At 41.4% G+C, this 15,866-nt stretch carries 17 protein-coding genes; 9 read left to right on the forward strand and 8 right to left on the reverse strand.

The window, feature by feature from the left end:
* Positions 1-272 precede the first annotated feature (272 nt).
* Positions 273-1,151 (reverse strand): GNAT family N-acetyltransferase, encoded by an 879-nt coding sequence (locus ACRYKC_RS15715; protein ID WP_433808005.1) that lies wholly within the window; start codon positions 1,149-1,151, stop codon positions 273-275.
* A 125-nt stretch (positions 1,152-1,276) separates the two neighbouring features.
* Entirely contained in the window at positions 1,277-3,385 is a 2,109-nt protein-coding gene (locus ACRYKC_RS15720; protein ID WP_433808007.1) for a peptidase M6, read from the reverse strand.
* A 228-nt stretch (positions 3,386-3,613) separates the two neighbouring features.
* Between ACRYKC_RS15720 and ACRYKC_RS15725 the strand changes: the two genes are divergently transcribed.
* The 6 genes from ACRYKC_RS15725 (at position 3,614) to ACRYKC_RS15750 (ending at position 9,767) form a co-directional block, all read left to right on the forward strand.
* Complete coding sequence (locus ACRYKC_RS15725) at positions 3,614-5,278, forward strand: ABC1 kinase family protein (protein WP_433808009.1); 1,665 nt, start codon at positions 3,614-3,616, stop codon at positions 5,276-5,278.
* Positions 5,275-5,577 (forward strand): phasin family protein, encoded by a 303-nt coding sequence (locus ACRYKC_RS15730; protein ID WP_433808011.1) that lies wholly within the window; start codon positions 5,275-5,277, stop codon positions 5,575-5,577. Before ACRYKC_RS15725 ends, ACRYKC_RS15730 begins: the two co-directional genes overlap by 4 nt.
* A gap of 193 nt (positions 5,578-5,770) precedes the next feature.
* Entirely contained in the window at positions 5,771-6,466 is a 696-nt protein-coding gene (gene coxB / locus ACRYKC_RS15735; protein WP_433808013.1) for a cytochrome c oxidase subunit II, read from the forward strand.
* Between the two features lie 24 nt (positions 6,467-6,490).
* Positions 6,491-8,401 (forward strand): cytochrome c oxidase subunit I, encoded by a 1,911-nt coding sequence (locus tag ACRYKC_RS15740; protein WP_433808015.1) that lies wholly within the window; start codon positions 6,491-6,493, stop codon positions 8,399-8,401.
* Positions 8,398-8,976 (forward strand): cytochrome c oxidase subunit 3, encoded by a 579-nt coding sequence (locus ACRYKC_RS15745; protein WP_433808017.1) that lies wholly within the window; start codon positions 8,398-8,400, stop codon positions 8,974-8,976. Before ACRYKC_RS15740 ends, ACRYKC_RS15745 begins: the two co-directional genes overlap by 4 nt.
* Positions 8,977-9,098: 122 nt before the next feature.
* A complete protein-coding gene (locus tag ACRYKC_RS15750; protein WP_433808019.1) occupies positions 9,099-9,767 on the forward strand; it encodes a toast rack family protein in 669 nt (222 codons plus the stop codon).
* 17 nt (positions 9,768-9,784) lie between these two features.
* Here the strand turns inward: ACRYKC_RS15750 and ACRYKC_RS15755 are convergent, their stop codons facing one another.
* Both ACRYKC_RS15755 and ACRYKC_RS15760 read right to left on the reverse strand, forming a co-directional pair.
* Positions 9,785-10,264, reverse strand: a complete 480-nt coding sequence (locus tag ACRYKC_RS15755; RefSeq protein WP_433808021.1) for a GNAT family N-acetyltransferase — start codon at positions 10,262-10,264, stop codon at positions 9,785-9,787.
* 12 nt (positions 10,265-10,276) lie between these two features.
* On the reverse strand, positions 10,277-10,999 hold the full coding sequence (locus tag ACRYKC_RS15760; protein WP_433808023.1) for a YwaF family protein: 723 nt from the start codon (positions 10,997-10,999) through the stop codon (positions 10,277-10,279).
* A gap of 211 nt (positions 11,000-11,210) precedes the next feature.
* Here ACRYKC_RS15760 and ACRYKC_RS15765 point away from each other — a divergent pair, with 211 nt between their 5' ends.
* The 3 genes from ACRYKC_RS15765 (at position 11,211) to ACRYKC_RS15775 (ending at position 13,363) form a co-directional block, all read left to right on the forward strand.
* Complete coding sequence (locus ACRYKC_RS15765) at positions 11,211-12,548, forward strand: sodium-dependent transporter (RefSeq protein ID WP_433808025.1); 1,338 nt, start codon at positions 11,211-11,213, stop codon at positions 12,546-12,548.
* Positions 12,549-12,692: 144 nt separating this feature from the next.
* Positions 12,693-12,983 carry a YwdI family protein gene (locus ACRYKC_RS15770; RefSeq protein WP_433808027.1) on the forward strand — a complete coding sequence of 97 codons (291 nt, stop codon included), beginning with the start codon at positions 12,693-12,695 and terminating at the stop codon, positions 12,981-12,983.
* 11 nt (positions 12,984-12,994) lie between these two features.
* Positions 12,995-13,363, forward strand: a complete 369-nt coding sequence (locus ACRYKC_RS15775; protein WP_433808029.1) for a DUF423 domain-containing protein — start codon at positions 12,995-12,997, stop codon at positions 13,361-13,363.
* Here ACRYKC_RS15775 and ACRYKC_RS15780 read toward each other — a convergent pair.
* The 4 genes from ACRYKC_RS15780 to hemQ all read right to left on the reverse strand — a co-directional run bounded on the left by ACRYKC_RS15780 (position 13,360) and on the right by hemQ (position 15,760).
* On the reverse strand, positions 13,360-13,608 hold the full coding sequence (locus ACRYKC_RS15780) for a hypothetical protein (protein ID WP_085028127.1): 249 nt from the start codon (positions 13,606-13,608) through the stop codon (positions 13,360-13,362). The two genes, ACRYKC_RS15775 and ACRYKC_RS15780, sit on opposite strands and share 4 nt — an antisense overlap.
* Before the next feature lie 62 nt (positions 13,609-13,670).
* Complete coding sequence (gene gerQ, locus ACRYKC_RS15785; protein WP_433808357.1) at positions 13,671-14,138, reverse strand: spore coat protein GerQ; 468 nt, start codon at positions 14,136-14,138, stop codon at positions 13,671-13,673.
* Positions 14,139-14,182: 44 nt separating this feature from the next.
* On the reverse strand, positions 14,183-14,605 hold the full coding sequence (locus tag ACRYKC_RS15790; RefSeq protein WP_433808031.1) for a cell wall hydrolase: 423 nt from the start codon (positions 14,603-14,605) through the stop codon (positions 14,183-14,185).
* Between the two features lie 417 nt (positions 14,606-15,022).
* Positions 15,023-15,760: a hydrogen peroxide-dependent heme synthase gene (hemQ, locus tag ACRYKC_RS15795; RefSeq protein ID WP_433808033.1), complete on the reverse strand. Its 738-nt coding sequence runs from the start codon at positions 15,758-15,760 to the stop codon at positions 15,023-15,025.
* Between the last annotated feature and the right edge of the window lie 106 nt (positions 15,761-15,866).

Genomic DNA, 15,866 nt, shown 5'->3' on the forward strand with positions numbered 1-15,866 from the left:
AGAAATCGATTATTTCTTAATTCTAGGGCGTTTCCGTTATTCCTAACAAACGTCAGGAGGTCAGAGAAATGGCGAGACTCCTGTGGGAATAAAGTTCATGGTGAGATCCCGCAGGGCGGAAGCCTGAGGAAGCTCACCGAACTCCCATGGAAAGCGAGTCATTTCCCGGACCTCCAGGATCCATCTATGGCAATGGAAACATCCCACCCAAAAATCAACCTTTCCTGATAAGGACTAGAAACCTAAAAAATTCAATATTCCTTTAACAAAGTCTAATGAAAAGATCTATTAGATGCTTTTTGGAATTGCTTTTGATAGGCGTAAATCGTATTAATTTTTCTAAAGCCGAATTGTTTATATAACCTTTCAGCTTCTTTATTTTGTGTGCGTACGGAAATAGTAACTACGTCTAAATCGAGGGCATGGAACGCATATTGAAGGGCATGTTCAATCAACGTAGATCCAATTCCTGCTCCTCGCTCTCCATCTGCTACGTTAACAAAGCATATTTCCGCTTCATGACCTGGAAGGATGGTTTCCATATAAATATAACCGGCAAGATCACCGTTTTTTTGGAAGCCCCATAAATAATTGCCTTCTTCCTTAGAGAGTCTGACCATCTCCTCAGTTGTATAGTAGGCTCCAGAAGGGTGGAGCAAGGATAAACGATCCATGTCATCCATATGTAAGTCTACGATGGACTGACTTTTATTAGTGGATGGCTGAAAAAGAGAGCGGTGAGCAGCAAGTGTCTTCTCGATATTATAAAGCTCGAAATCATGTCGATCGGCAAAAGCTACGAGCTCTTTATTACTCTCAAAGCAAGCCACTTTTACCGCATCGAAATGAAGCTGAACAGTTAAAGAAGCCTTATCCCACAATTGTTCAATTACCGATTCAGGGTCTTTTTGTGCAAAGGGTCCTAATAACCGGCAAAGCTTCTGATCAAAGAATGGCAAAATGCCGAGAAATCCGATGATGGATTCTCCTTCCCAGGCGACATAGGCAAGGGGCTCCTTAAATTGTGTCAGCGTCCATATCTGTTCGAAGATTTCATTCGGGTCAGAGGCAAGCCACGCTACATAATGGTCATCCTGTTCATTCATATGATAAAGCCAATTCGCAACGGTATGTAAATCTTTGACTTCCAACTCATTTATAAACATAGCATCACCTTTTCTTTTTAAACAAATCATGACATAAGAGAGAAGTAGGGTGCAAGCGCTAGTCAATTGAATAGAAGACAGCCAACAATATTGGCTGCCTTCTCTGTCAATTAGTTATTCTTCTTATCATCATGTTTGTATTTGACTTCATATTCAAAAGACATAGGATTTAAGTTGTCTTGAGGAGCAGCATAATAAGTTGTCATATAGGTTTTCCCTTGACGGAAGGTTTGCTCTAAGTCCAAGGCGTCCTCATGAGTAATATTGAACGGATCGACTTCAATCACTTGATATCCACCGTTGTCTTTCTCTTTAATGAACGTTACTCCATAATTTACGTATTCTTTAAGCAGTTCCGCTTTAGACATGAATGGCTCTTTAGACGTACCGTCAAAGCTTAGTCCGATTTCAGGAACCTCAATGTTATCAATGAACCAGCCTGCATCGTTGTAACCCCAGTCTGTCAGGTAGCGGAAGGAGATGTGAACCTCTTGTCCTGCGTACTCAGAAAGATCGAAGGTTTCAGATTGGTAGTCCTCAAAGTGCCCAGTAAATCCAGGAACATTTTCTTTAATCTTCGGATAACCCTGCTCTACGACATCTGTACGCGTATTTTCGTTGGAAAGCGATGTCCATGTTTGACCGTCGTCCGTAGAAACTTGTACGACGCCATAATCCCAGCTTTCCTCAATATCAACAAAATGGTCGAAGTTAATCGTTGCTTCCTCAACATTCGTCAAGTCAGCCTTGAAGATAAGGTTGTTATCCAACTCATCTCCTTCTCCGCCCCATAGAACTTCATTGGCTGAACCTAGTGGATCCTGGACAGATTCCCAGATATTCTGTGCAAAGTCTTGTCCATTGAAACTTAAGGTTTCAACTTTATCGTCTGGAGTAAAGTTGAATTCTTTAAAATCTGTTCCCCAGGCAGGCACGCCTTCTTTTTCGTACGTTTTTGCTTTTTCAAAGTTGACGGTAAACCCACGCTCTCCATCTTCCGTTGGCAGATCACGCAAATCGATGTTTTGGAATCCGTATTTACCGTCTTTGAATTGATCATCATCCACTACCATAGCGGTTGAGAAGTCCTGATAAACTTCGTTGAATGTAACATTAAATCCAAACTCTTTATAAGCATTTTCATAACTTTCGATACTATTGAGCTCATTTTTAGCTACATAGCGGATGAACTCTTTTCCAAAACGCTCGTAGTTATAAAGTGTGAACAATTGTACGAGTCCATAATCGGCAATGGTTTCTGGTCCCGTTGGAGCATCCACATGCTCATCCCAGTTTATTAAGGAGTTTTCCGGGTGGTCCAACAGGAAGTTGATTGATCCAGAATCAAGCCCATAGCCTCCTAAATATTCGGAGAACGTAGACATTCCTTCGTTTACCCAGGAGGATTCATCTCCATCATTGTCAGCGTGAATCAAATGCTGCAATTCATGAATGGTTGTACCAAAGAAAGTGTTTTCCAAACGGGTATCCCAGTCACGGGAGTCGATGGTTACGATGTTTCGATCCATATAATTCTCAAGGGTCTGCCAGAAGAACCCTGCAACGAAGAAAGGATATTCTGGGTCATTATAGTTTTCGTCCTCAATGTTATCAATAAGAAGGATGACATTATCTCCTTCACCCTGATAATATCCTTCGGGAACAATACCTAAATCCTCAAGTTGCGCGTCAGTTCCATCTAGAGAATCTGGAGTGCCGAAGAAATCGGTAGCTTCAGGGTAAATATTCGAATCAAATTCAGCAGCCAGCTTGTCTACTTGCTCCTGATTGATCTGGTGAGCGTCACGAGAGTCACCCTCAGGGAAGGACAGGTCATTTGCGACCCACACTTCTACATGTTCACCTATACTCCTTTGAGTGAAAGATTTAAAGGCTAGGTTCCGGGTTAGGAATTGCTTCGTTCCTCCATCGAAAGTAAAGGATGAATCACTGGTAGAGGAAGCTTGGGAGTCTTCTTCACCGTCAAAGGTTACACCATCAGCATTCTGTTTGATCGTTTGTTTGGCCTCTTTCTGGAACTCCTCGCTTTCGGATTGCTTTTCTAACTTGCCATCAATGTCGATTCGGTCACCGTATCGTTCGACATTCCAATTCTCATACGTAGAACTCGCGTGGACGTCCTGAGCAGCGGCTGGGGCTAGAAGTGATAAAGAGAGTGCGCCTGCAGATAATAGAGCGGTCAATTTGTTACCTTTCAAATAAACAACCTCCTTGAAAAAATATGTAAAACCTACATCTCCTATTATGTAGAAAATTGTGAAAATTTTGAATGGTATTTTAGAATTGTTTTACATAAACTTTCGTGCCTCGAAAGAACATTGCGGTGTCTTTAGGCCTGAATAAAAAGTCATGCAAGGAAATTTATATGATTGATTTATACAGGGAAGGGTAAAAGAAATAAATGAAATTGAAGGGGGGAGTGAGTCATGGGTAAACGCTGGAAATACATATCAATTTATCGCATTACCGTCATTGTTTGGATGTCTCTAAAATTCTTGTTGCAAATATTCTGGTTCCAGAAAAGACACAGAATTTGGGATCAGACCACAAAAGATAAATGGGAAGATATGCTCGAACGCCAGGCAGAGGAGTACCGGAAAAAAGCGGTCTCTCTCGGTGGCTTGCTCATCAAATTTGGACAATTTTTAAGCTCGCGGGGAGACTTGCTTCCTCACTCCTTCATTAAAGAGTTAGAAGGACTAGTCGATCGCGTAGAGCCTGTTCCTTTTTACAAATCGAGAGAAACGATAGAAGAGGACTGGAATGCGCCAATAGAGGAATATTTGTCCCATATCGAAGAAGATTCCGTGGCTTCTGCATCTATCGGGGAAGTATATAAAGCTATGTTGAAAGATGGGACACCAGTTGCCGTAAAGGTACAAAGATACAGAGTGAGAGATATTTTTCGTATGGACTTTAAAGCATTACGGATCGTATTTTGGATGGTCGATCGTTTTACCAAGTTTGGAAAAAAAGCGGACCTTCCAGCGTTATATCGGGAAGTTGTGAGAGTGATCAGCAACGAGCTGGATTTTACAATGGAGCTGGATAATGGCCTTCATTTCAAAAAGAGATTTCAAGAATTTCCTTCTGTCTATATCCCGGACTATTATTCTGACCTCTCTACAAAGAGAGTATTGGTAATGGAGTGGATTGAAGGGACGAAAATTACGGATTTATCTTTCATTAAAAGAAATAAGATTGATCGTGAACAGATAGCGAAGACGTTGTTTGACTTGTGTGTGGAACAATTTCTTTATTCAGGCATGTTTCATTCTGATCCTCATCCAGGAAACTTAATGTTGAAAGCAGATGGCACCATTGTCGTCATCGACTTTGGTATGGTTGGTGAGATTAAGAATGAAGACGCCAATTCGATTCGGACGATGATTCAAGGGTTCATTCTTGATGACTATGATCGTGTTATAGAAGCTCTGCAGGAAATGGACTTCCTTCTGCCTCAAGCAGATACTGAAAAAGTTAAGAAATTAATGAAGCAGACGACCGACATGTATTTGGAAGGTAACTTTGACAAGCTGGATGCGCATATGATGAATGATATGCTTAGTGATTTGCAGCAATTTGTCAAAGAACAGCCGATTCAGCTTCCGGCAGATTATGCGTTCTTAGGTCGTGCTACATCCATAATTGTTGGTGTGCTCAGTACCGTGTACCCACAGATCGACTTGATCCAATGGGGGCGTCCTGTGATCAAGGAATGGATGTCAGGGGAGGATTCGAATTTTTCCATTTATAAGGAAGTGGCAAAAGAGACAGCTCGTCCTTTGCTATCATTGCCCCGCGCTCTTGTTGAGTATTTAGAAGATGGCGATAAGGAAAGAGAATGGAAAAGTTATCATCAAAAAAACCAGCTGTTTCATCAATTTTACCTTTTCTACGCTTTCTTATCTTTCATACTGATGATGACAGGTTTTGCGATGCTCTATTTCACCTATTTATCACCTGTCATTCCGTATCCGTGGATCGGAACTACCGTTTCAGCTGTTGGCTTTGTTGGATTTTTGCTTTGTATAGTCAGTCATCTCCGGATGATCAGACGAGTCCATCACAATAGGAGGAATGAAGGATGAATGACTTATTAAAGAAAGGTTTTTATTTAGGTCTTGGTGCAGCCGTCAGTGGAAAGGAAAAATTTGAAAAGATGGTAGAAGATATGGTGAACCGGAAAGAAATCTCTCCTTCGCAAGCAAAGTCCCTCATGCAATCATGGATTAACAAAGGCGAAAATGTAGATATAGATTGGGCAGATCAAGCGAAAGCGAAAGTGCAGGACAGAATGAAAGGGCTTGGATTTGTGTCGAAAAAAGAATACGAAATTCTGGAAGCTCGCGTACAGCGATTGGAAAAGATGCTCGACCAGCAAAGGTGATGAAATCCCTGCCTCAGTGAAGGCGGGGTTTTTTTATGGCCACCTTTCGTATCTATTCGTCAATCATAGACGATTTCTTTGCTAGACCGCGTATAAGGTGTTTTAATTGTAAAGATTTAGGTAATAGAGCATGTATATATGTGGTGAACACGGAAGAAGACCAGTTAAAATTTCAACGTAGGAGTGGGAGGCAATGAAAAAAGCTGGCTTATTTTTTTTGCTGTTATTGTTAAGCGGTTGCAATATACGTGTGTTGAACCCTGCTAGTGATACAGCCGAAAAGTTAACGGACTTGATATATTTAAGCTTTGGTTTAATGATGCTTGTATTTGTGATCGTCATGATTTTATTTGTTCATTTTTTAAGAAAGTTTCGTGAAACCAAAGAAACCTCGAATGTCATCCCTGATGACGAAAATGAAAATAAGTGGCTGGAACTAACATGGACGGTTCTTCCTTTTGTCCTGTTAGCCGTCCTTGCGGTACCAACGGTAAAAGCTACATATGATTTGACCTCACAAGTTTCAGGGAGTGGGGAAGAGGCTCAAGGAGAGGGCATGGTGGTAGAAGTCGTCGGTCAACAATATAATTGGAGATTCACCTATGAGAACGGGACCACGTCAGTGGATGAACTTGTCCTCCCTGTGGGGCGAGAAGTAGAGTTTCATTTGAATTCGAAGGATGTCATCCATTCGTTTTGGATTCCTAATTTGGCAGGTAAAATCGATGTTTTCCCAGGGAAAGAAACGAGGTTATCTTTCCAGCCTTCTGATACAGGGACATTTCAAGGAAAGTGCGCAGAATTTTGTGGAGCAGAACATACCTTGATGAGATTTGAGACAAGGGTGGTTAGTGAAGCTGAGTTTGAACAATGGCTTAGAGAGCAGTAATACAAAAGGAATAGAGGGGAAATCATGCAAATACCATTCGTAGGACAAGTTCCATCCGATATTGTGGTTTCTTGGATTGTTATGGTCATCGTAGGGATTTTCCTATTATGGTGGCTTACCGCTAACAAAAAATGGCCGATGATTTGGGAGTACATGACAACGACTCATCATAGGAAAATCGGAACGATGTATATCTTGTTTGCCGTTTTATTCTTTATTCGAGGGGGAGTTGATGCCCTATTTATCCGGACACAGCTTGCGGTTCCTGAGAATGATTTTTGGGTTTTCCAATCGCAAAAGTACAATGAAATTTTCACTACGCATGGAACAGTGATGATATTCTTTGTGGCCATGCCACTGCTTATAGGACTAATGAACGTAGCTGTACCGTTGCAATTAGGAGCGAATGACTTAGCTTTTCCTTATTTGAACTCGATCAGCTTTTGGTTGTTCGTTTCAGGTGCTTTTATTTTCAATATGGCCTTCTTTTTTAACGCGGCACCAAACGCGGGCTGGACGGCGTATGCTCCTTTGTCGACAGACACTTTTACTACGGGGCCAAACAACAACTATTACATATTCGGTCTTCAGTTATCAGGGCTAGGTACCATATTTACCGCTGTCAATATGATTGTGACGATCATTCGATTAAGGGCACCTGGTATGAAAATGACTCGTATGCCGCTTTTCCCCTGGGCCACACTGCTTACGTCATTCTTAATTCTAATCGCTTTTCCGGTCCTGACTGTCGCTTTGCTTCTTTTAACATTTGACCGTATCTACGGAACTTCCTTCTTTATTGGTGAACTAGGGTCTCCTATCTATTATCAGCACTTATTTTGGATTTTCGGTCACCCGGAAGTTTATATTCTTATTCTTCCAGCCTTCGGTATTTTCTCGGACGTCATTTCTACCTTTTCAAGAAAGCGGATCTATGGCTATACGTCCATGGTTATCGCGATCGCATTAATTGGGCTGCTTGGGTTCATGGTCTGGGCTCACCATATGTTTACGGTAGGACTTGGACCATTGGCTAACTCGGTTTTCGCCATTACAACCATGCTTATTGCTGTGCCGACAGGGATTAAGGTATTCAATTGGCTCTTTACAATGAGAAACGGGGTCGTACAAATCCGCACCCCGATGTTGTTTTCGTTAGGATTCATCCCAACATTTGTAATCGGCGGAGTAACCGGAGTCATGCTCGCTGTTGCAGCGGCTGACTATCAATATCACGATACCTATTTTGTCGTTGCTCACTTCCACTACACGATGATCGGAGGAACAATATTAGGGGCTTTCGCGGGAATTTATTACTGGTATCCGAAAATGACAGGAAAAGTACTGGATGAAAAGCTCGGCCGCTGGCACTTCTGGTTGTTTATCATCGGTTTTCATTTAACCTTCTTGCCGCAACACTTTGCAGGGTTGAACGGGATGCCGCGGCGTGTGTATTCCTATACATGGGCGGACAACGTATTTGTTCTTAATTTCATCAGTACAATAGGAGCTTTTCTGATGGGGGCGAGTATGCTTTTTGTTGTGTGGAACCTTTATAAAACCCACCAATTAACAGATAAAGTCGGACCAGATCCTTGGGATGGGCGTACACTAGAGTGGACTGTAGATTCACCGGCACCTGAGCATCCATTTGAGCCGATGCCGATAGTAAGTCGTTTGGATGCCTACTGGTATGCGAAAGTTAAAAAAGAGCAATTACCAAAAGCTGAAAACCCGCGTCCGTCACCTATTGCTGTTAAAACCATTCAACCTGTCTTGCTGGCAGGAATACTGATGGTCATGAGTATCGGCTTCATTTATGGCTGGCTTTGGATGCAGATTCTTGGAGGAGTGGGAGCACTTGGCTTCTTCATCGTAAGGTCTGTGACAGACGAAAGAAAAGGGATATACCAAAAGGAGGAAGATGAGTTATGAAGCAGCAGACATCTGACGTTTTGTTTCAAGATAAACGGTTAGGTTTCTTCTTATATTTAGTGGTAGAAGCTTTCATGTTTGCGACTTTATTTGCTACCTATGTCATCTTCACTCCACCTTCTGTTGGAGCAAATCCCTCAGAGGTCTATGAATTGCGCACAGTTATTTTGACCTCTGTGTTTTTACTTTCAAGCAGCGGAACTCTACTTATCGCTGAAAGCGGATTAGAGCATTGGAATTTGAAAAAGGTGTGGCTTGGAATCATAACCACGTTCCTGTTGGGAGCGGTTTTCATGGGGCTGGAAATTCACGAGTTTTATAAGTACACCCATGAAGGGTTCACGATTACAATGAATAACTTTCTATCTTCCTTTTATGTACTAGTCGGCCTGCATGCCTCTCACGTAGCTTTTGGGCTAGGGTGGATGATTCTTCTGATGATTCAGCTTAAACAACAAAAGCTGCCTAAAGCCTTATTCATAGAAAAGCATAAGATTTTTAACTATTATTGGCACTTCGTAGACGTTGTTTGGGTTATGATCATTTTGATTGTTTATGCTCCTTATCTATTTTAGAAATTTCCTGCTAGAGACGGAGAATGATTCCTCCTCAAGTAGATCGAAATGGATAACCTCCCTATCTATAATATAAGTAAGAAACGTAAAAGGGAGCTATGAATATGAGTTTTCGCTCAATAATGAATCGGTGGTTTATGGACAATAATGAAGAAAGCAATTGTGTAGAAGAAACATTTGAAGTGGAGCCTGGTCAACTTACTTTCAGTGGTGATCTTGGAATTGGAGAGGTGGATCTAAGTTGTAAAGGTAGCTCTCAGGCTTCTGTTCGCGCAGTGTACAATAAAAATTCGCCAAAGATATTATTCAGCCATAACCATTTAAAGGTTTCTCAACTAACAAAAGTTTCTAATCCATGGAAAAAGGACAAACACAACTGGAGAGTCCAACTGCCGAAAATAAATCCGCTTGTACTGAAACTCAACTTAGGAGTAGGCAGCTCCAACATTGATCTTACAGGGGTTAGCCTAAGAAAATTGAAAGTAAGCTGTGGAGTAGGAGACTTACATTTACATTTAACAAATATGAAATTGACTCAAGATGTGCCTGTGAAAATCGATGGAGGGGTAGGAAGTCAGACTATCACAATATCCGAAGACCTCCCTGCTCTCTTCAAAGTAAATAAAGGTGCTGGAAGCTTTACGGGAAAAGGCATGGTCTCTCTAGGCGCAAGTCGATATTGCACCAAGTCCTACCAAGAAGGTCAGCCGCATTTTCTCATAAAGCTGAATGTCGGAGTGGGAGACGTTGCAGTAATAGAGGAAGAGCTGGTGAAGAGTGAGAACGTGTAAACCGCACCTTCTCTCACTCAATCTAGTTTCTTTTCTAAAAGTAATTCATCATAAATAGGAATGCCGTTCTTTGCAATCATAGGTATACTTGGCTTCCGTTTTCTTGCCTCGATAACGCCATCTCTAACAATACCTTTAATTCTATAGCCTCTTTTTTGATAGAAACAAAGTGCATATAAGTTATCATTTGTCGTAATTAATTGAAGGATAGATAACTGTAGCGTTTTTGTATGATTTTCCAACACTCTCAAAAGTTCCGTGCCAATGCCTTTATTTTCTTCAAAACTGTCTAGAGAAATAATCTCTATGTGCCCTGACTCCACAGCATAGGTCAGAAGCCCTTTGATTTCTCCTTCTTCTATAGCGGAGAAACCTTTCAGATGATCAATATGGTAAATACCCTTTGAAGTGTCCATCTCCAAACTTCCCCAGTGCTGTTGAAACAAACGGGAGATATTATATTCTTTTCTAATTTCCTCTAATGTGACATAATGCATAGCTGTTCTCCTTTATTGATTGGATATTTTTTTTCCTATATGATAAAGCCCGAACATAGCTAAGAAAGTGAATAAAGCCATTCCGCTTAAATTAAGGATATAAATAAAACCATCTCCTATATAACTAAGGGGCGTACCTGCAGAAGGAGGATGGTCCAGGTACAAATAATTCGATCCTGTCCATCGGTTGATTAAGGCGATAAGAATCGCATAGCCAACTAAATACACGAAGGTTTCCATTGCATCCTTCCAGGAGATTTTAGTACGAGTAGTCACGACTAGAAACAGACTTGTCCAGGGAATTGCCATATGGTGTAAGAAAAATTTCCAAAAGCGATAATGCTGGTAATCATAAGGTAAATCAGGAGTAATCAAGGCGATTAACGCGGGAACAATCCCAATGAAAAAGTTGATTTTGATCAGTTTTGGATGGTAAGTGAGAAGAGAAACCATACCTAACAGCGAGGCGATGCCGCATAAATGGAGGGGCATATGGTCAGCAAAGCTCCATAATCCATTAGCTGCTGTCCAAGTCTGATAACTAACTTCTGACCAAATTAGCAGAATAAGAAGGCTGAAACGAACGATTTGAAAAGCGCGATGGTGTTTACTTAATTGTCTGCCAAAAAGGAGAATAGAGGCAAATACAAGAAAAAATATCATAAGCACATAGATGTGACTTGTGCCAAAAGACTGAAAGGGATAATCACTTCCAGGGGTGAACCATGCTTTCATGTGCACACCTCCTAGTGAATATAGATGAGCTGTGCTATGATTCTACCATACTTTTGTGAGGTGAATGAGGAGTGTGGGAAAAATCAATTGGTTTCGCTATACTGTAAATATAATGAAATTTCAGAATATGTATTTACACGTACACATTCTATGGTAAGATGATGGATATTTGTAAATGGGATATAAATAGATTGAGAGGAGTTGAGTAGGAATGGCTAGAGAGAAATGGGGGACGAAGCTGGGCTTTATGCTTGCAGCTATGGGTTCGGCAGTTGGTCTGGGAAACATATGGAGATTCTCTTTCGTTGCGGGAAATAACGGAGGGGGAGCTTTTTTAATCCTGTACCTATTGTTCGTCTTGATCATCGGGGTACCCTTACTACTTACAGAAGTAAGTATCGGAAGAAAAGCAGAAAGTGATGTTGTCGGATCTTTTAAGAAACTGGCACCAGGTACTCCGTGGTTTTTAACAGGGTTCTTCGGAATAGCAAGTGCCTTCTTAATTTTAAGCTTCTATGCAGTTGTAGCTGGCTGGGCGATGTTTTACTTTTGGAATTATTTAAATGGATCATTTTTTGCACAGCCTGCAGCCGGGTATGAAGGGGCTTTTGGCCAATTTATCAGTCATACTTGGCATCCTATTGCATGGACGGCATTCTTCATGATTTTAACGATTGTCATCGTGCTTAGCGGTGTCAAAAAAGGAATTGAGCTTGCAAACAAAATCTTTATGCCGATGTTAGCGTTGATTTTAATTGTATTAGCTTTCTTCAGTTTATCTTTAGACGGTGCCTCAGAAGGGGTGAAATTCCTGTTTACGCCTGATTGGACGGCATTAAGCAATCCATCTATTTACATTGCAGCGTTAGGGCAGGCCTTCTTTTCCTTGAGTTTAGGGATGGGAGCGATGCTTACTTATGGAAGCTATTTGAAAAAAGAAAACAAGCTGCCTAGTGCAACCCTCGGAATCGGACTTATGGATACATTTTTTGCAGTAATTTCAGGGATTGTCATATTCCCTGCGGTATTTGCTTTCGGAATTGATCCAAGCTCTGGACCTCCGCTAGTATTTATTACCCTTCCAAGCATTTTTGAACAGATGCCTTTAGGCGGAATAGTAGGGCTGATTTTCTTCTTTGCCTTAATACTTGCGTCTCTTTCATCGTCTGTATCGATCTTGGAAGTTCCAACGGCCTACTTCATGCGTGTTTTCGGATGGTCGCGTTTTGCAACAAGTACCGTTATGGGATCGATTATGTTTGTAATGGGAATTGCCGTATCCCTCGGTTTTGGCATTTGGTCAGGAGTCACTCCGATTGGAGAGAGAAATATCCTTGATTCTATGGATTACATTGCCTCTAATATCCTCCTACCGCTTGGTGGATTATCTATGGCATTATTAGTAGGGTGGTATTTCAAGAAATCAGAAGCACTCGAAGCAACCGATTTAACGTCCTCACCAATTGGCAGTGCCTGGTTTTCCATTGTAAAATGGGTCGCACCGATATTGATTATCATGATTTTCTTAAACAAAATTGGGATCATTTAAATAAAGAAGCTCCTGGTTCTCTCAAAAGAGCCAGGAGTTTTTTTATGAGCAAAATATGAACGATGGGATGAACATAAGACAGAAGCAAGCTGGACGTGTTAAACTACGACAGAGACCATTTAGTAATAAAGGAGTTTGGCGAAAATGGCAATAACAAATCAAACCGTCTTAAAAAAGATGGCGAGTGAAATACAAGAAGCAATGCTTCAGCACAGTGATGAACACAAAGTACGTGAACATGTACGTTCAGTGAAGCTGTTAGCCGATTTATTGCTTGAAGAAGAAAATACGGCTCCTGAGCCAACACGTTCCGTAGAAGAGCCGACGGTAGAAGAGGTTCGTAAAATGATGGGAGCAGATAAACCGTCAAAAACGACCGAATCAAAACCAATTGATCATGATGATGCGAATGGATCATCTATTTTTGATTTTTAGGGGGATGAATCATGAAACTATTTTTTATTTTAGCCGCTTTGAATGGGTTTCTTTCCGTAGCTTTAGGAGCCTTTGGTGCTCATGGTCTGGAAGGGAAAGTATCGGAAAAAGGTCTTGAGCAATGGGGGAAAGCGGTTGATTACCAAATGTTCCATACGGTTGCGCTGTTTGTTACAGGTCTTTTAATGAGTAAAGTACAGACCGGATTAATGACAGGCGCAGGCTGGTTTTTTATTATTGGTATCCTTTTATTTTCTGGGAGCCTATATATTTATGCTCCTACAGGAATCAAGACTTTTGCGATGATTACGCCTGTTGGTGGATTAGCTTTTTTAATTGGCTGGGTCTTGCTTGGTTATGCCATCATCAAGTTTATTTAAAAATAGAGAATGGTCGTAAATAATACAATAATCAAGGCGCGCAGCAGTTGGATAATACTATTTACCATCTGCTGCTTATTTAATTCTATCAAGGCTTCAAATAAGAAGCTGATGGCAAGTACATAAAACATTAGGAGGATGATCCATTGGTGTTCCAGTTGAAATAAGCCGAATATGGCAAGTAAAACAGCTAAAAGAAGGGTCCCCAACTGGGCTTTGACGTAGTTCTCATTAGGATGTTTCATCGGTTCACCCTTTTCTTATCATAGTGAAAAACTCGCTAATTTAAATAGCGAGTTTTTATTCATTATCTTGGTGGATATTGAGCCATTCCAGGGCTAACACCATTGAATGGATAACTATAGTTGATTTCTTCATCGAAAGTAATGTAATCAAGATAAATCATTAACAGCAAGTATCTCTTGCCTGTCTGCGGGTCGCTAAGTATGATGTGATCGCGACCAGCAGCTTCAATAATCCCCTTAAAGACTTTGGCATTCCACTGGTCATTGTTCTCAAAAGTCATATAAACGGTCGCTTCTTTTCCAGCATTCAGTCTTAAAATATTTTCAATGTATGACTCTTCAGTAGGGAGCATGCCCGGTGGATTGATGCCTCCGCTGGGCTGGCCCGAAGGCATCTGCGGAACTTGCATACCTCCTACTTGGGGAGTCATGCCCTGCATCTGGGGACCGCCAGGGTAGAATTGCATATAAGGATTACTCGGATAATAAGGTGGGCTTTGTCCGGCCATCGGCTGCCCCTGCCCTCCCATGGATGGTTTCTTCTGTTGTGCCAACTGAATCACTCCTTAATAATTTAATACACATTAGGACAATCAGATCGCGTCGGAGAATAGAAGCAGTGCGATTTGAATCTTCCGGTATTCCACTGGCCAAACCACTGAGCGGGACATTCTCCTGAAGGCATGAAAAACCATAGAGAGTTCGTTGCAGGGTGGTAACGTTTTCCATTAATTACATTCCTTGCAAGCCTTTTATCCTTCTCGCGAGCGCGTTGGTAAAAATAACCCTTTTGTGTAGCTTCGAAACCGCCAGGGCTTTGAAACACCATATCTCTGATTGAATTAATGTCTGTGAAATCAATACAATCACCGCGTACCCGGTTCACCCCGGTATTACCAACCATCAACATCCCGAGCTTCCCATCCCCTTCAGCTTCTGCTCTCATTAGTCTTGCCAGCAAGCTTACATCTGCTTCTTTGTAGGGAATAACAGCCACGCTGTCACCTCACTTTACTACCGGCATGAAAGGTTGTTCTTTAACACTATATGTAAGGCGACCACAGGGATATGAATAAAAATATCAGGTAGTCCCTTCGTTCCGAACCACGGACGTCGTGAAGAAGATAACAGGAGGGAGGTGGGCGTCAACGTTCGTATTTGGACGCATTTTAGGAAATTGGTTAATAAGAAGGCCATTTGTATAACCATCTGGAAATTCAAACTCAGATAATCATTACGGATAAAATACAAATGAAGAAATTTTTATAAAGGGGAAATGGTTTTGTAGATTTCATCAATCCTTAAGCCTTTATAATTAAACTATCCAATGAACGGTTCAATTAATGAATCAGGAAGGAAGAAGCAAAAAAAAGACTCTACATCTGTAGAGCCCTTCTCAGGAAAAGATTGTTTTTTATACGTGTAAAAATTGTTCAATAGCGTCAGGTTTAAGAATGTTTCCGATATAGAAAGAACCAAAGTCACCATAACGGGAAGTGACTTCATCAAAACGCATTTCATAAACAAGCTTCTTAAACTGAAGTACGTCATGAGCGAATAGTGTTACGCCCCATTCCCAGTCATCAAAGCCGATGGATCCAGTGATGATTTGACGGATTTTCCCGGCGTATTGGCGTCCAGTCATTCCGTGTGCATACATCAGCTTCGCGCGTTCATCTTTTTCAAGTACATACCAGTTGTCATTTCCCTGGCGACGCTTGTCCATCGGGTAGAAGCAAATGTGGTTCCACTTTGGAAGCGTCGGTTTTAATCGAGCTTGGATTTCTGGATCGTCTTCGTTCGTATTGCCCATGTAGTTGGACAATTCAACGACCGACACATAAGAGTAGGACGGCGTTGTGAATTCAGCGAGTTTCGTCTTATTGAATGCCGTTTCGATTTCGTTTAGCTCTTCCATCGTTGGGCGCAGGATCATCATCATGAAATCTGCTTTTTGGCCAACAATCGTATATAAAGCATGGCTGCCTTCTTTAGCTTTCTCCGTGCTTTCCCATTTTTCGATTAGCTGGTGGAATTCATGAATGGCTTCTTCACGCTCTTCAGGGCTTGCATATTTCCAAGCTGTCCAATCCATAGAACGGAAGTCATGCAGGCAATACCAACCATCCATTGTAACTACTGATTCTGGCATGGTGATCGCTCCTTTGTATAGTAAGTGTTGTATTAGAAAACTTCCTTTTTCAATATAACACAGTTACCCTGCGTCCTTCATGAATTGGCAATGAAGTTCAATAAAC

It is taken from the genome of Halobacillus sp. A1-3, from assembly GCF_050971765.1.
In the GTDB taxonomy this organism is placed as follows: domain Bacteria; phylum Bacillota; class Bacilli; order Bacillales; family Halobacillaceae; genus Halobacillus; species Halobacillus mangrovi_B.

Coding starts and splice junctions, on each gene's coding strand:
- coxB (WP_433808013.1), top strand. CDS start 5,771: ATGAAAAAAGCTGGCTTATTTTTTTTGCTGTTATTGTTAAGCGGTTGC.
- ACRYKC_RS15745 (WP_433808017.1), top strand. CDS start 8,398: ATGAAGCAGCAGACATCTGACGTTTTGTTTCAAGATAAACGGTTAGGT.
- ACRYKC_RS15750 (WP_433808019.1), top strand. CDS start 9,099: ATGAATCGGTGGTTTATGGACAATAATGAAGAAAGCAATTGTGTAGAA.
- ACRYKC_RS15770 (WP_433808027.1), top strand. CDS start 12,693: ATGGCAATAACAAATCAAACCGTCTTAAAAAAGATGGCGAGTGAAATA.
- gerQ (WP_433808357.1), bottom strand. CDS start 14,138: ATGGGAGGGCAGGGGCAGCCGATGGCCGGACAAAGCCCACCTTATTAT.
- hemQ (WP_433808033.1), bottom strand. CDS start 15,760: ATGCCAGAATCAGTAGTTACAATGGATGGTTGGTATTGCCTGCATGAC.
- ACRYKC_RS15755 (WP_433808021.1), bottom strand. CDS start 10,264: ATGCATTATGTCACATTAGAGGAAATTAGAAAAGAATATAATATCTCC.
- ACRYKC_RS15760 (WP_433808023.1), bottom strand. CDS start 10,999: ATGAAAGCATGGTTCACCCCTGGAAGTGATTATCCCTTTCAGTCTTTT.
- ACRYKC_RS15740 (WP_433808015.1), top strand. CDS start 6,491: ATGCAAATACCATTCGTAGGACAAGTTCCATCCGATATTGTGGTTTCT.
- ACRYKC_RS15765 (WP_433808025.1), top strand. CDS start 11,211: ATGGCTAGAGAGAAATGGGGGACGAAGCTGGGCTTTATGCTTGCAGCT.
- ACRYKC_RS15730 (WP_433808011.1), top strand. CDS start 5,275: ATGAATGACTTATTAAAGAAAGGTTTTTATTTAGGTCTTGGTGCAGCC.
- ACRYKC_RS15775 (WP_433808029.1), top strand. CDS start 12,995: ATGAAACTATTTTTTATTTTAGCCGCTTTGAATGGGTTTCTTTCCGTA.
- ACRYKC_RS15780 (WP_085028127.1), bottom strand. CDS start 13,608: ATGAAACATCCTAATGAGAACTACGTCAAAGCCCAGTTGGGGACCCTT.
- ACRYKC_RS15725 (WP_433808009.1), top strand. CDS start 3,614: ATGGGTAAACGCTGGAAATACATATCAATTTATCGCATTACCGTCATT.